General features: G+C 70.8%; 13 protein-coding genes. 7 read left to right on the top strand and 6 right to left on the bottom strand.

What is annotated here, in order from left to right; all coding sequences use genetic code 11:
- Window positions 1-110: 110 nt before the first annotated feature.
- The gene (locus tag ACZ7P3_RS00700) at window positions 111-1037 is read right to left on the bottom strand and encodes a metallophosphoesterase (RefSeq protein ID WP_472078182.1); all 927 of its coding nucleotides are present in this window, start codon (window positions 1035-1037) and stop codon (window positions 111-113) included.
- Between the two features lie 92 nt (window positions 1038-1129).
- Here ACZ7P3_RS00700 and ACZ7P3_RS00695 point away from each other — a divergent pair, with 92 nt between their 5' ends.
- Window positions 1130-1597: a GatB/YqeY domain-containing protein gene (locus ACZ7P3_RS00695; RefSeq protein WP_472078181.1), complete on the top strand. Its 468-nt coding sequence runs from the start codon at window positions 1130-1132 to the stop codon at window positions 1595-1597.
- A 165-nt stretch (window positions 1598-1762) separates the two neighbouring features.
- Here ACZ7P3_RS00695 and ACZ7P3_RS00690 read toward each other — a convergent pair whose 3' ends face one another.
- Window positions 1763-4117 (bottom strand): transglycosylase domain-containing protein, encoded by a 2355-nt coding sequence (locus ACZ7P3_RS00690; RefSeq protein WP_472078180.1) that lies wholly within the window; start codon window positions 4115-4117, stop codon window positions 1763-1765.
- Between the two features lie 555 nt (window positions 4118-4672).
- On the opposite strand from ACZ7P3_RS00690, the gene wblA reads away from it, so the two are divergent.
- Window positions 4673-5011 carry a transcriptional regulator WblA gene (gene wblA / locus ACZ7P3_RS00685; RefSeq protein WP_472078791.1) on the top strand — a complete coding sequence of 113 codons (339 nt, stop codon included), beginning with the start codon at window positions 4673-4675 and terminating at the stop codon, window positions 5009-5011.
- A 385-nt stretch (window positions 5012-5396) separates the two neighbouring features.
- Here wblA and bagB read toward each other — a convergent pair whose 3' ends face one another.
- The gene (gene bagB / locus ACZ7P3_RS00680) at window positions 5397-6737 is read right to left on the bottom strand and encodes an ATPase BagB (protein ID WP_472078179.1); all 1341 of its coding nucleotides are present in this window, start codon (window positions 6735-6737) and stop codon (window positions 5397-5399) included.
- Window positions 6734-7711, bottom strand: coding sequence for an ATPase BagA (bagA, locus tag ACZ7P3_RS00675; RefSeq protein ID WP_472078178.1), 978 nt, complete (start codon window positions 7709-7711; stop codon window positions 6734-6736). The genes bagB and bagA overlap by 4 nt, the downstream gene beginning before the upstream one ends.
- A gap of 106 nt (window positions 7712-7817) precedes the next feature.
- Between bagA and ACZ7P3_RS00670 the strand changes: the two genes are divergently transcribed.
- Genes ACZ7P3_RS00670 through ACZ7P3_RS00655 form a run of 4 tightly spaced genes read left to right on the top strand, consistent with a single transcriptional unit; the run spans window position 7818 to window position 10204 of the window.
- On the top strand, window positions 7818-7976 hold the full coding sequence (locus ACZ7P3_RS00670; RefSeq protein WP_018547934.1) for a DUF4177 domain-containing protein: 159 nt from the start codon (window positions 7818-7820) through the stop codon (window positions 7974-7976).
- Entirely contained in the window at window positions 7973-8437 is a 465-nt protein-coding gene (locus tag ACZ7P3_RS00665; RefSeq protein WP_472078177.1) for a RidA family protein, read from the top strand. Before ACZ7P3_RS00670 ends, ACZ7P3_RS00665 begins: the two co-directional genes overlap by 4 nt.
- 58 nt (window positions 8438-8495) lie before the next feature.
- Window positions 8496-9377, top strand: a complete 882-nt coding sequence (locus tag ACZ7P3_RS00660) for an NUDIX hydrolase (protein ID WP_472078176.1) — start codon at window positions 8496-8498, stop codon at window positions 9375-9377.
- Complete coding sequence (locus ACZ7P3_RS00655; RefSeq protein ID WP_472078175.1) at window positions 9374-10204, top strand: MBL fold metallo-hydrolase; 831 nt, start codon at window positions 9374-9376, stop codon at window positions 10202-10204. Before ACZ7P3_RS00660 ends, ACZ7P3_RS00655 begins: the two co-directional genes overlap by 4 nt.
- A gap of 4 nt (window positions 10205-10208) precedes the next feature.
- Here the strand turns inward: ACZ7P3_RS00655 and ACZ7P3_RS00650 are convergent, their stop codons facing one another.
- Together ACZ7P3_RS00650 and ACZ7P3_RS00645 are read right to left on the bottom strand one after the other, a co-directional pair.
- The gene (locus ACZ7P3_RS00650) at window positions 10209-11036 is read right to left on the bottom strand and encodes a nucleotidyltransferase (RefSeq protein ID WP_472078174.1); all 828 of its coding nucleotides are present in this window, start codon (window positions 11034-11036) and stop codon (window positions 10209-10211) included.
- Window positions 11037-11327: 291 nt separating this feature from the next.
- A complete protein-coding gene (locus ACZ7P3_RS00645) occupies window positions 11328-12002 on the bottom strand; it encodes a Crp/Fnr family transcriptional regulator (protein ID WP_018547939.1) in 675 nt (224 codons plus the stop codon).
- A 368-nt stretch (window positions 12003-12370) separates the two neighbouring features.
- Between ACZ7P3_RS00645 and nth the strand changes: the two genes are divergently transcribed.
- Window positions 12371-13489: an endonuclease III gene (gene nth / locus ACZ7P3_RS00640; RefSeq protein ID WP_472078790.1), complete on the top strand. Its 1119-nt coding sequence runs from the start codon at window positions 12371-12373 to the stop codon at window positions 13487-13489.
- Window positions 13490-13525: the final 36 nt, after the last annotated feature.

Here is a 13525-nt window from a genome sequence, read left to right as displayed (position 1 = left end):
TCCTCGCCCCCCGGGCTGACCTGCTCCCGCCTCGCCTCGCTCCCGGCTCCCCGGGCTGACCGGCTCCCGCCTCGCCCCGTCCCGGCCCGTTCCCGGACCGCCGCGCTGGCCTACTCCCGTCCCACCAGCGTCAGCAGCGTCGCCTCCGGTGGGCAGGCGAAGCGGACGGGGGTGTAGCGGTTGGTGCCGCAGCCCGCGGAGACGTGGAGGTAGGACGTACGGCCCTCCGCCGTGTGCGTGGACAGGCCCTTCACGCGGTCCGTGTCCAGGTCGCAGTTGGTGACCAGGGCGCCGTAGAAGGGGATGCACAGCTGGCCGCCATGGGTGTGGCCGGCCAGGATCAGGGGGTAGTCGTCCGCCGTGAAGGAGTCGAGGACGCGCAGGTACGGGGCGTGGACCACGCCCATCGAGAAGTCGTACGTGCCCGAGGGGCCGCCGGCCACCCGGGCGTAGCGGTCGCGCTTGATGTGGGGGTCGTCCAGGCCGGTCAGCTCGATCGACATGCCCTCGATCTTCAGCACGCCCCGCGTGTTCGTCAGGTTCTGCCAGCCCGCCGCGTCGAAGCCGTCCCTGAGGTCCTCCCAGGGGTTGTGGATCACTCCCACGGCGGGCGGATTGCCGTTCAGGCCGTGGCGGCCGTTGGTCTTCTCCAGCAAGTAGCGGGCGGGGTTGCGGAGTTTGGGGCCGTAGTAGTCGTTGGAGCCGAAGACGTAGGCGCCCGGGAACTCCATCAGCGGGCCGAGTGCGTCGAGGACCTCGGGGACGCCCTCGGGGTCCGAGAGGTTGTCGCCGGTGTTGATCACGAAGTCGGGGCGCAGGCCCGCCAGCGTCTGCAGCCACCGCTGCTTCTTGCGCTGTCCGCTGACCATGTGGATGTCGGAGACCTGGAGCATGCGCAGGGGGCGCATGCCCGGCGGCAGGACCGGGACCGTCACTCGTCGGAGGCGGAAGGAGCGGGCCTCGAAGCCCGCCGCGTACGCCAGTCCGGCGGCGCCTGCCGCCATGATTCCCAGGGGTACTCCGTATCGCGCGCGCATACGACCATCGTGTCAGACCCTGCCGGTCCCGAGACCGGCCGCCCGTTAAATCAGGGGGCGGTCGCGCCTTTGTACCTGCGACAATCGAGCCCATGACCACCACGCTCAAGTCGAAGCTGCAGGACGACCTCAACGCCGCGATCAAGGAGCGCGACGAGCTCCGCTCCTCGACGCTCCGGCTGACGCTCGCCGCGATCACCAAGGAGGAGGTCGCGGGCAAGGAGAAGCGTCAGCTCTCCGACGACGAGGTCCTCAAGGTGATCACCAAGGAGGCGAAGAAGCGCCGCGAGGCGGCCGATGCCTTCGCCCAGGGTGGTCGTGCCGAGTCGGCCGAGCGGGAGAAGGCGGAGGGCGAGGTCCTTGCCGCGTACCTGCCCAAGCAGATGTCCGACGACGAGCTGATCGCGATCGTCTCCCAGGCCGTGGAGGAGGCGAAGGCGGGCGGTGCCGAGGGGCCGCGGGCCATGGGCGCCGTGATGAAGATCGTGAACCCGAAGGTGGCCGGCCAGGCCGAGGGCGGCCGCGTCGCCGCCGCGGTGAAGAAGCTCCTGGCCGGCTGACCGGATGCGGACTTTCCCGGCGGATCCGTAGACGAATCTCCACGGAATCCGTCGGGTAGGTCTCCGCCAGGCCCCCGAGCCCCCCAACCCCGGGCCCTCAAGCCCTCAAGCCCCCGAGTCGGTGTTCCGGCGGGCCGTGGGGAACTTCGGCCCGCCGGACCGCTCTCAGCCCCTGCGGCCCCCGAACCCGTTCCCGTTCCCGTTGCTCCCGCCGTTCGCCTGGCCCTGGATGAAGTTGCCCGGGAGGGAGAACGTAGGCGTCGGGACGGTGCCTCCGGTGGTGCCGCCGGCCGTGTCACCCGCGGTGTCCCCGGCCGTGCCCCCGTCAGTGAGGCCGCCGATCAGTCCGCCGATGATCCCGCCCGTGTTGTCCCCGTTGCTCCCGTTGTTCCCGTCGTTCCCGCCGTTGTTCCCCCCGCGGCCTTTTCCCCGGTCGCCCCCCTTGCTGTCGTCGGGGATGTCGACCAGCTGGAAGTCCGGTGCGGGCTTGCCCTCCAGGGCGCCGGTCATCATGTCGCGCCAGATCGGTCCGGGGACCTCACCGCCGTAGACCTTGGCGTGCGGGACGCCGCCGATGGTGATGCTGACCATCTGCCGCTTGTGCTGCGGGTCGCCTACCCAGACCGCGCCCGCCATGTTCGGGGTGTATCCCACGAACCAGGCCGCGTACCGCTTGTCCGTCGTACCGGTCTTGCCCGCGCTCGGGCGGCTGCCGAGGCCGGCCTCCTGACCCGTGCCGTCCTCGACCACGCCCTTCAGGAGCGTGCTGACGGTGTCGGCGGTCTTCTCCGACATCGCGCGCGAGCAGGTCGACTTCGGCACCTCCAGGGACTTCGTCTCGCTGCCGACCGTCTGGGTGATCGACTCGATCGCGACCGGGGTGCAGTACATACCGCGCGAGGCGAAGGTGGCGTAGGCGCTCGCCATCGTCAGCGGGGACATCTCCTGGGTGCCGAGCGCGATGGAGGGGGCCTGGTCGATCTTGCGGCCGTCGGCGCGCTCCACACCCATCTTCTGGGCCATGTCGGTGACGGGGCAGATGCCGATGTCGCCGATCAGCTGCACGTAGTAGGTGTTGACCGACTTGGCGGTCGCTTCCTTCATGCCGTACGGGCCGTGCTCCGACGTGCTCTCGTTGGTCAGCTTGGCCGGCTTGGCCGGGTCGTTGTGCCAGATCCGGCCGTCGCACGCGGCCACCGAGCTCGGGTAGGGCATCTCGTACGGCGACGAGTACCGCTGCGTCGCCGGCTTGCCGCCCTCGATGGCGGCCGCCGCCACGATCGGCTTGAACGTCGAACCGGGCTGGTAGCCGGCGCCGCCGCCCATGTTCTGGTTCACGGACAGGTTGATCTGCGTCTCGTCCTTGCCGAAGCCGTACGGGCGGGACTGTCCCATGGCGAGGATCTTGCCGGTGCCGGGCTCGACGATGGTCGCGGCGGTCGCCACCGGGTCGCTCTTGTAGACGTGTTCCTTGATGGACGCCTGGATCGATTTCTGCGACTGCGGGTCGAGCGTCGTGCGGATCGTCAGACCGCCGCGGTTCCACAGCTTGGCCCGGTCCTCCCGGGTCTTGCCGAAGACCTTGTCGGTCAGGAAGACCTCGCGCACGTAGTCGCAGAAGAAGCCGGCGCCGTCGACCGAGGTGATGCAGCCGTTCTTGGGCTGGCTCGGGTGCAGGCCGAGCGGCTCCTCCTTGGCCTTGTCGGCCTCCGCCTGGGAGATGTCGCCGATCTCGGCCATGCGCTGCAGGACGACGTTGCGGCGCTTGGTGGCCTCGGCCTCGTCGTTGACCGGGTCGTAGCGGCTCGGGGACTGGACGATGCCGGCCAGCAGCGCGGACTCCTGCAGGGTGAGGTCCTTGGCGTGCTTGGAGAAGTAGCGCTCGGCGGCGGCCTCGACGCCGTAGGCCTGCTCGCCGAAGAAGGTGATGTTCAGGTAGTTCTCGAGGATCTTCTTCTTGCCGAGCTTCTCCTCGATCTGGATCGCGTACTTCAGTTCGCGGACCTTGCGGCCGAGGGTCTGCTGGGTGGCCTCGGCGACCTTCGTCGGGTCGTCGCCGGCCTCCTCGATGAAGTAGTTCTTCACCAGCTGCTGGGTGAGCGTGGAGGCGCCCTGGGCGACCCCGCCGCTCTGCGCGTTCTGGTTCAGGGCGCGCAGCACACCCTTGAGGTCGATCGCGCCGTGCTTGTAGAAGCGCGAGTCCTCGATCGCGACGATCGACTTCTGCATGTACGGCGAGATGTCCTTGAGGTCCACCACCGTACGGTCGCGGGAGTAGACGGCCGCGATCTGGTTGCCCCGGCTGTCCAGAATGGTGGTGCGCTGGCTGAGCTGGGGGCTCTTGAGGTTGGCAGGGATCTCGTCGAAGCCCTTGACCGAGCCCTTGGCCGCGAGGCCCAGCGCGCCGGCCGCGGGCAGCGCGATGCCCGCCATCACGGCTCCCGCGAGCACACTGACACCGAGGAACTTGGCGGCCTGCTGTGTTGCCGACAGACCACTGCCCGAGCGCTTCTTTGGCATGGGGGCAGCCTAATCCGTACTGCTGAGCGTTCCGATGGAGCGACGGCTTCTCGGGATGTTCGGGTGTCGGATCGTGATGTCCGGTCTGTCCGGTGATGGCCGTGTCGGGGCACGCCGGAGGGATGCCGTCGCGTTGCGGCACGGCACAGCGCGACGCCTACCTTCTCATTCGCCGGACATGCGCGCAGGCCTTGGCCTAAGCTGCTCTCAACTGTCACAGCGGTGCGGCCACGTATCAATACGTCCGGCGACCCCGAATCGTTCCGGAAGTACCCCGACTTTCTGATGGGGGCGTGTCCGAATCCACCTCGTGTGTCATCTGGTGCCCGATGTGGCGCACCACAGCCGTCCCGGTTTGCCGGAATGATCACGCATGTCGTCAGCTCACTCCCGCGGGTGATCTGCCGCTTACCCATAGTCCGTTCGGGCCATTCAAGATTGGGCCCGAAGGGGGTGTTGCGCTGTCCCCACCTTCCGTAACGTCCTCAACTGGCGGCGGTGAATATGCCGCTGCCGCCGTGGGGGAGCCTCGATTCGGGAGAGGACGGCGCCGGTATGGGCTGGGTAACCGACTGGAGTGCGCAGGCTGCCTGCCGCACTACCGATCCGGATGAACTGTTCGTTCAAGGAGCAGCGCAGAACAGGGCCAAGGCGGTGTGCACCGGATGCCCGGTACGCACCGAATGCCTGGCCGACGCGCTGGACAACCGCGTCGAATTCGGCGTGTGGGGAGGCATGACGGAGCGGGAGCGCCGTGCACTGCTGCGCCGGCGGCCTACCGTGACCTCGTGGCGCAGGCTGCTGGAGACCGCCCGCTCGGAGTACGAGCGGAGCGTCGGGATCGTACCCCTCGACGACGACGAGGTGTACGAGAACTTCGCGGCGGTGAGCTGAGGGCATCGCCCTTTGACAGGGCCCCAGGGCCGCTCCGGCCGGACGCAGAGCCGCGGGAAGCAACGGTCGGACCCGTGTCCTGGGACAACATCTGATGGACCGGCGCCAGGGCATCGGGCAGACGTGTGCCCCGGCACCACTCGGTCGGCAGGCTCATACCAACGCCCGTCTCAGGCATGTGGACGGGCAATGACTTCGCGAGACGCGCGCGCCGGGCAGGCGAAGGCGGTCCGCGCCGGGCAGGCCAAGGAGGTCCGCGCCGGTCAGGCGAAAGCGGACTGCGCCGGGCAGGCGAAGGCAGCCCGCGCCGGGCAGGCGAAAGTGGTCGGCGCCCGGTTGTGCGTTGTCCTGGGTGAGGACGGTGACCGCCCTGCAGCGGCTGCCGCTACGACGGATCCGCATGGCCCGCCGCCAGTCGGTCTCCGATGTCGCGCAGGCCCATGAGGTCGTGGACGTCGCCGGGCAGTGCGGGTACCTCGACGACCGCCACCTCGGGGTGGCGGGCGGTGAAGCGGTCACGCGTGCGCTGCTCGCGCGAGAGCAGCTGCATACGATCGGCGTGCAGCCTCAGCAGGCCTGCGGTGAGCTGGTTGACGGATCGCTCCGGGTCCGCGGCGGGGGAGCCATCGTCCATGGCGGCGGGGGAGCCGTCTTCCGGGGCCGGTGTCGCCGGAGCGGGAGATTCTGAACTGCCGTACGTGTCGGGAGAGTTACGAAGTCCAGCTTTCCCGCCCCCCTGATCCACAATGCGGCGCTCCTCAAGATTTTCCGCGGCGGCGAGCGCCCGCTCGGCCGACAGCCGGCCGGCTCCGCTGTCGTGGACCCGGTTGAGCACCAGACCCACCAGGGGCATGTCCTCCGCGGCCAGCCGCTCCACGAAGTACGCGGCCTCACGCAGCGCGTCCCGCTCCGGGGCCGCCACCACCAGGAAGGCCGTACCGGGCGCCTGGAGCAGCTTGTACGTGGCGTCCGCGCGCGTACGGAAACCGCCGAAGGTGGTGTCCATCGCGGCCACGAACGTCTGGACGTCCTTCAGCAGCTGGCCGCCCAGCAGCTTGCCCAGGGTGCCGGTCATCATCGACATGCCGACGTTGAGGAAGGCCATCCCCGCACGTCCTCCCAGTTTGGCGGGGGCGGTCAGCAGACGGATCAGGCGGCCGTCCAGGAAGGAGCCGAGCCGCTTGGGCGCGTCGAGGAAGTCCAGCGCCGAGCGGGACGGCGGGGTGTCGACCACGATCAGGTCCCACTCGTCCTTCGCCCGCAGCTGGCCCAGCTTCTCCATCGCCATGTACTCCTGCGTGCCCGCGAAGCCCGCCGAGAGCGACTGGTAGAAGGGGTTGGCCAGGATGGCGGCCGCCCGCTCGCGGTCCGCGTGCGCCTCGACGACCTCGTCGAAGGTGCGCTTCATGTCGAGCATCATGGCGTGCAGTTCGCCCTCGCCCTCGGTGCCCTTCACCCGCCGCGGCACGTTGTCGAGGGAGTCGATGCCCATCGACTGGGCGAGCCGCCTGGCCGGGTCGATGGTCAGGACGACCGCCTTGCGGCCCCGCTCGGCCGCCCTCAGGCCCAGTGCCGCCGCGGTCGTCGTCTTGCCGACCCCGCCGGAACCGCAGCACACCACGATCCGGGTCTTCCGGTCGTCCAGCAGCGTGTCGATGTCGAGCACGCGCGCGGGGGAGAGACGAGGGCGGGCGGCGTCCTGCGCCTCGGCCGGGTCCGGACTCATGACAACCCCTGCTTCCGCAGCTCGGTGGCGAGTTCGTACAGGCCCGCGAGGTCCATGCCCTCCGCGAGCAGCGGCAGTTCGTGCAGCGGCAGGCCCAGCTCGGAGAGGACCGCGCGCTGCTCCTCCTCCAGCGCGTGGCGCTCGGCGTACTCCGCGGCCTGCTCCAGCAGCGGGTCCACCAGCCGCTCGGCGTTCCCGCCGCGTCGCGCCCCGCCGAGCCCGGCGGCCGACAGCGCCCGGGCAACGGAGGAACGCGGCACGGTCCGTACGAGTTCCAGGCCGGCCGCGTCCAACACCTCGGGCCGGACCATGTTCACGATGACCCGGCCCACCGGGAGCCGCGCCGCCTGCAGTTCGGCGATGCCGTCGGCGGTCTCCTGGACCGGCATCTCCTCCAGCAGCGTCACCAGGTGCACCTCCGTCTCCGGTGACTTCAGCACCCGCATCACGGCCTGCGCCTGATTGTGTATCGGGCCGATCTTGGCGAGGCCCGCCACTTCGTCGTTGACGTTCAGGAAGCGGGTGATGCGGCCGGTCGGCGGGGCGTCCATGACGACGTAGTCGTAGGCGAACCGCCCGCTCTTGTCCTTGCGGCGCACCGCCTCGCAGGCCTTGCCGGTCAGCAGGACGTCCCTGAGTCCGGGCGCGACCGTGGTGGCGAAGTCGATCGCGCCGAGCTTCTTCAGGGCCCGGCCCGCGCCCCCGAGTTTGTAGAACATCTGGAGGTAGTCCAGAAGGGCCAGTTCGGGATCGATGGCGAGGGCGTACACCTCTCCGCCCCCGGGAGCGACCGCGATCTTCCGCTCCTCGTAGGGCAGCGCCTCCGTCTCGAAGAGTTGGGCGATGCCCTGCCGACCCTCGACCTCCACGAGAAGCGTCCGCTTCCCCTCGGTCGCGAGGGCCAGCGCGAGTGCGGCGGCGACCGTCGTCTTTCCGGTCCCGCCCTTGCCGCTGACGACCTGGAGCCTGCTCACGTCTTCGAGCCTAACCAGTCCGGCCGACAGTCACGCGGGAGGCTGTGGACAACGGCGCCCCCGGCCGTCCGTCTGTCCCGTGGGTCACAGCGGCTACAGTCGGCCCATGACCAAGTGGGAATACTCAACCGTGCCGCTGCTCGTCCATGCCACGAAGCAGATTCTGGACAACTGGGGCGAGGACGGCTGGGAGCTCGTCCAGGTCGTGCCCGGGCCCAACCCCGAACAGCTCGTGGCCTACCTGAAGCGGGAGAAGCAGGCATGAGCGCGGTCGAGGCCAAGCTGGCCGAACTGGGCCTGACCCTGCCGGAGGTCGTGCCGCCGCTGGCCGCGTACCAGCCGGCCGTGCAGTCCGGCGTGTATGTGTACACCGCCGGCCAGCTGCCGATGGTGGAGGGCAAGCTGCCGGTCACCGGCAAGGTGGGCGCCGAGGTCACGGCCGAGGAGGCCAAGGACCTGGCCCGGATCTGCGCGCTGAACGCGCTGGCCGCCGTGAAGTCCGTGACCGGCGACCTGGACCGCATCGCGCGCGTGGTGAAGGTCGTCGGCTTCGTCGCCTCGGCCTCCGACTTCACCGGGCAGCCCGGTGTCGTCAACGGTGCCAGCGAGCTGCTCGGCGAGGTCCTCGGCGACAAGGGCGTGCACGCCCGCAGCGCGGTGGGCGTCGCGGTCCTGCCGCTGGACGCGCCGGTGGAGGTCGAGATCCAGGTCGAGCTGGCTCCGTAAGCCCCTCTGACCTCGGGTACCTCTCGAACATTCGCCCTATACGGGATAGCCTCCGGCCATGGCGAATGGGCAGTGGTACCCCAAGGAGTGGCCGGACCGTATCCGCGCGCTCGCGCAGGGCGCCCTCACACCGGTGCCCCCGAGGCGCGCGGCCACGGTGCTGCTCCTGAAGGACACGCCGGCCGGTCCGGTCGTCCACATGCTGCGCAGACGCGCCTCCATGGCCTTCGCCGGAGGCGCGTACGCATATCCCGGCGGTGGTGTCGATCCTCGCGACGACGACCGTCGGGTCCGCTGGGCGGGCCCTACGCGCGCGTGGTGGGCCGAACGGCTGGGCGTCGACGAGTCCGGCGCCCAGGCGATCGTCTGCGCGGCCGTCCGGGAGACGTACGAGGAGGCGGGCGTCCTGCTCGCCGGGCCCGACCCCGAGTCGGTCGTCGGCGACACCACCGGGGACGACTGGGAGGCGGACCGCGCCGCCCTGGTCGCGCGCGAGTTCTCCTTCGCCGAGTTCCTGGACCGCCGCGGCCTGGTGCTGCGCTCCGACCTGCTGGGCGCCTGGACCCGCTGGATCACCCCCGAGTTCGAGGCCCGCCGCTACGACACCTGGTTCTTCGTGGCCGCCCTCCCCGAGGGCCAGCGCACCCGCAACGCCTCCACGGAGGCCGACCGCACGGTGTGGATCCGCCCCGAGACGGCCGCCTCCGGGTACGACAAGGGCGAGCTGCTGATGATGCCGCCCACCATCGCCACTTTGCGCCAGTTGCTCCCGTACGACTCCGCCGCGCGGGCGCTCGCCGCCGCGCCCGCGCGGGACATGACCCCCGTGCTGGCCCGCGCCCGCCTGGAGAACGGCGAGATCGTCCTGTCCTGGCCGGGGCACGACGAGTTCACCAAGCACATACCGACCGCTCCGACCGCCGGTGGAGGCTCCGCATGACCGACGCAGCAGCCCTGCCCGGCCAGCCCCGTGGCGGGGTCCTGTCCGGTCCCGCGACCGAACGGGCCGTCAATGTGCTGGCCCCCAACCCCTCCGCGATGACCCTGGACGGCACCAACACCTGGATAGTCGCCGAGCCCGACTCCGACCTGGCCGTGGTGATCGACCCGGGACCCCTGGACGAGGGCCACCTGCGCACGGTCGTGGACACCGCCGAGAAGGCGGGCAAGCGCGTCGCCCTCACCCTGCTCACCCACGGACACCCCGACCACGCCGAGGGCGCCGCCCGCTTCGCCGGGCTGACCGGCACGCGCGTGCGTGCCCTCGATCCGGCGCTGCGGCTAGGCGAGGAGGGCCTGGCCGCCGGGGACGTGATCACCGTCGGCGGCCTGGAGCTGAGGGTCGTACCGACCCCGGGACACACCTCGGACTCCCTGTGCTTCCATCTGCCGGCCGACCGGGCCGTGCTGACCGGTGACACCATCCTCGGCCGCGGTACGACGGTCGTGGCGCACCCCGACGGCCGCCTGGGCGACTATCTGGACTCCCTGCGCCGCCTGAGGTCGCTGACGGTCGACGACGGCGTGCACACGGTCCTGCCGGGCCACGGGCCGGTCCTGGAGGACGCCCAGGGCGCCGTGGAGTTCTACCTCGCTCACCGGGCCCACCGCCTCGCCCAGGTCGAGACGGCCGTCGAGGACGGCCATCGCAACCCCGCCGAGGTCGTCGCCCATGTGTACGCCGACGTGGACCGCTCCCTGTGGCCGGCGGCCGAGCTGTCGGTACGGGCCCAGCTGGACTATCTGCGCGAGCACGGGCTGATCTAGCCGGCTAGGGACCGTCCGGCCGGGGAGCCTTCACGCCGTGCACGCGCGCGTACTCCGCGGCGAGCCAGGGCCCGAGGTCGTCCACGTACGACCGCAGGACGTCCGGGTCGCCGACGGGCTCGTAGCCGTACTCCGCGGCCCTGCGCAGCTGCGCGGCGCGCTGCGGGTAGTACGTGCCGAACGCCTCGGCCATCTCCCGCAGGTCGCTGGTCCAGCCGTTCCAGCGGGGCATGACGAGCGTGAAGCCGGTGCGCACGAGGTGCCGGGACATGAACCGCACCAGGGGCCGCCGGGCCTCCTCGCCGTCCCCGGCGGCGGCGATCCGCTCGCGCCAGCGCGGGAGCAGGAGCGCGAGATCGCCGTTGGTCTCGCGGGCGAGCAGGGAGTCGGGGCGGTAGCGGGGCAGGTACTCGGCGAGGTCGTCGCCGAGCAGCGGCGTGCACAGGCAGGCGACGAACCAGCCCATGTCGTACCTCTCCAGGTCGCTCAGCAGCCGCGCCCGGCTGTACAGCAGCGTGCCGACGCCGTCGATCTGCCGGAACTCCTTGTCGAGCGCCTCCCCGAGGGCACGTACGGCCTCCCGGTCGGCGTCGGCCGGCTCCGTGTGCAGGGCGACCAGCAGATCCAGGTCGCTGCGCCCCACGCGCGCGGTGCCGCGCGGAACCGAACCGTTGAGGTACGCGCTGTGCAAGGACGGCCCGAAGACGTCCAGCAGCCGGTCGCGCGCGGCGGCCACGACGGGGCGGAAGGCGTGCGGCACGCGCGTGAGGGAGCCTTCGCGTTCGATGCAGCCCTGGGCGTCGAGGCCTCTACGGGGAGCGGTTGCGGTCATGGGGCCACTGTGCCCGGTCAGGAGCGCCGGGACCGCTGATTTACGACGGGGCACGGCGCCCTGTGCGCCCGAGCCGGCGGACATCGGCCCGCACGGTGCTCGCGGACCAGGAAGAGGACCAGGAAGCCGTTCATACCGGCACCAGGAGTCTGCGCAGGGCAGTCCCGGAACTTCTGGTGCCAGGCGGCCACCGCCGGGAGTCCGGGGCGGCAGTCCCGGGGACCTCGGTGTGAAGCGGCCACCACCGGGAGCCCGGGGCCGGCAGCCCGTGGGTCTCGGTGCGGAGGGACGTCAGCGCGACCGCTTGGCGAGCCTTTCGACGTCCAGCAGGATCACGGCCCGCGCCTCCAGGCGGAGCCATCCGCGCTGGGCGAAGTCCGCCAGCGCCTTGTTGACGGTCTCGCGCGAGGCGCCGACCAGCTGGGCCAGCTCCTCCTGCGTGAGGTCGTGCACGACGTGGATGCCCTCCTCGGACTGCACGCCGAAGCGTCGCGAGAGGTCCAGCAGAGCGCGCGCCACGCGGCCGGGGACGTCGGAGAAGACCAGGTCGGACATGGCGTCGTTGGTCTTGCGCAGTCGGCGGGCGACGGCGCGCAGCAGGGCGGTGGCCACCTCGGGCCGGGCGTTCAGCCAGGGCTGGAGGTCGCCGTGGCCGAGGCCCAGCAGCTTGACCTCGGTCAGCGCGGTGGCGGTCGCCGTGCGCGGGCCCGGGTCGAACAGCGACAGCTCGCCGATCAGCTCGCCGGGACCGACGACGGCCAGCATGTTCTCGCGGCCGTCGGGTGAGGTGCGGTGGAGCTTGACCTTGCCCTCGGTGACGACGTAGAGCCGGTCGCCCGGGTCGCCCTCGTGGAACAGGGAGTCGCCACGGGCGAGCGTCACCTCACTCATGGAGGCGCGCAGTTCCGCGGACTGCTCGTCATCGAGCGCCGCGAAGAGCGGGTTGCGCCGCAGAACGTCGTCCACGAGTTCTCTCCTTGTCGACCTGCTCAGGGGATCTTGCTCCCCCGTGTGCCAGGGGACGGTGTTCCCCATTTTGCCGGACGATCCAAACAGTGTGATCTGTCACAAGGATGCCGCACAGGTCTCGCCAGGTAAGCGGCAGGGGTCCAATCGGGGGCTGATCTTCCGGGTCCGGGGCGGATGTCGGTGCCGGGCTTTAGGCTGGCCGGGTGTCCAAAACGCCGGTGAGAGCACAGGCCAAGGGGGCTGGGCGGGTGGCTGTACGTCGTGATTCCGCTGTGGGCGAACAAGACCCCGGCGGTAGTAATAAAACAGGCAAAACGACTAAAGAGGTCGCTCCTGCCAAGAAGGTTACGCCTGCCCGCACGGCTCTGTCCGCGGAGCAGACCGTTGCCGCCGGGAAGGGCCCTGCCGGGGAGCCGGCACCCGCCAAGAAGGCCGCTGCCGGGAAGGCCGCGCCGGTCAGGAAGGCCGCCGCCGGGAAGCCCGCGCCGGTCAGGAAGGCCGCCGCCGGGAAGCCCGCGGCCGCCGGGAAGGCCGCGGCGGCCGAGAAGCCGGCGCCCGTCGACAGGGCCGCTGCCAAAAAGACGGCAGCCAAGAAGACGGCTGCCAGGAAAGCCGCTGTCAAGAAGGCCTCGCCCGTCGGGAGGGCCGCCGCCGGGAAGGCCGCGCCTGCCGACAAGGCCGCTGCGAAGGCCGTTGTGAAGCCCCCGGCGAACGAGTCCCGCACCGCCCTGGTCCGCCGTGCCCGCCGTATCGACCGCGAACTCGCCGAGGTCTACCCGTACGCCCACCCCGAGCTGGACTTCGAGAACCCCTTCCAGCTGCTGGTCGCCACGGTGCTGTCGGCCCAGACCACCGACCTGCGCGTCAACCAGACCACCCCGACGCTCTTCGCCAAGTACCCCACCCCCGAGGACCTCGCCGCCGCCAACCCGGAGGAGGTCGAGGGGATCCTGCGCCCCTGCGGCTTCTTCCGGGCCAAGACCAGGTCGGTCATAGGGCTCTCCAAGGCCCTCGCCGAGGACTTCGGCGGCGAGGTGCCCGGCCGGCTGGAGGACCTCGTCAAGCTGCCCGGCGTCGGCCGCAAGACCGCGTTCGTCGTGCTCGGCAACGCCTTCGGGCGGCCCGGGATCACCGTGGACACCCACTTCCAGCGGCTGGTCAGGCGCTGGCAGTGGACCGGCGAGACCGACCCCGACAAGATCGAGGCGGCCGTCGGTGCGCTGTTCCCGAAGAGCGACTGGACCGACCTGTCGCATCACGTGATCTGGCACGGCCGCCGTATCTGCCACGCCCGCAAGCCGGCCTGCGGCGCCTGCCCCATCGCCCCGCTCTGCCCGGCCTACGGCGAGGGCGAGACCGATCCGGAGAAGGCGAAGAAGCTGCTGAAGTACGAGAAGGGCGGCTTCCCGGGGCAGCGTCTGAAGCCCCCGCAGGCCTATCTCGACGCGGGCGGCAGGCCGGCGCCGCCGCTGGGGGCCGGATGACGGAACGAACTCCATGCCCTCGGGCGTTGGACACGG

This window comes from Streptomyces sp. NPDC107581, assembly GCF_055657175.1.
Note: the sequence above shows the minus strand (reverse complement) of the source record. Positions and strands in the feature narration are given on the sequence as shown.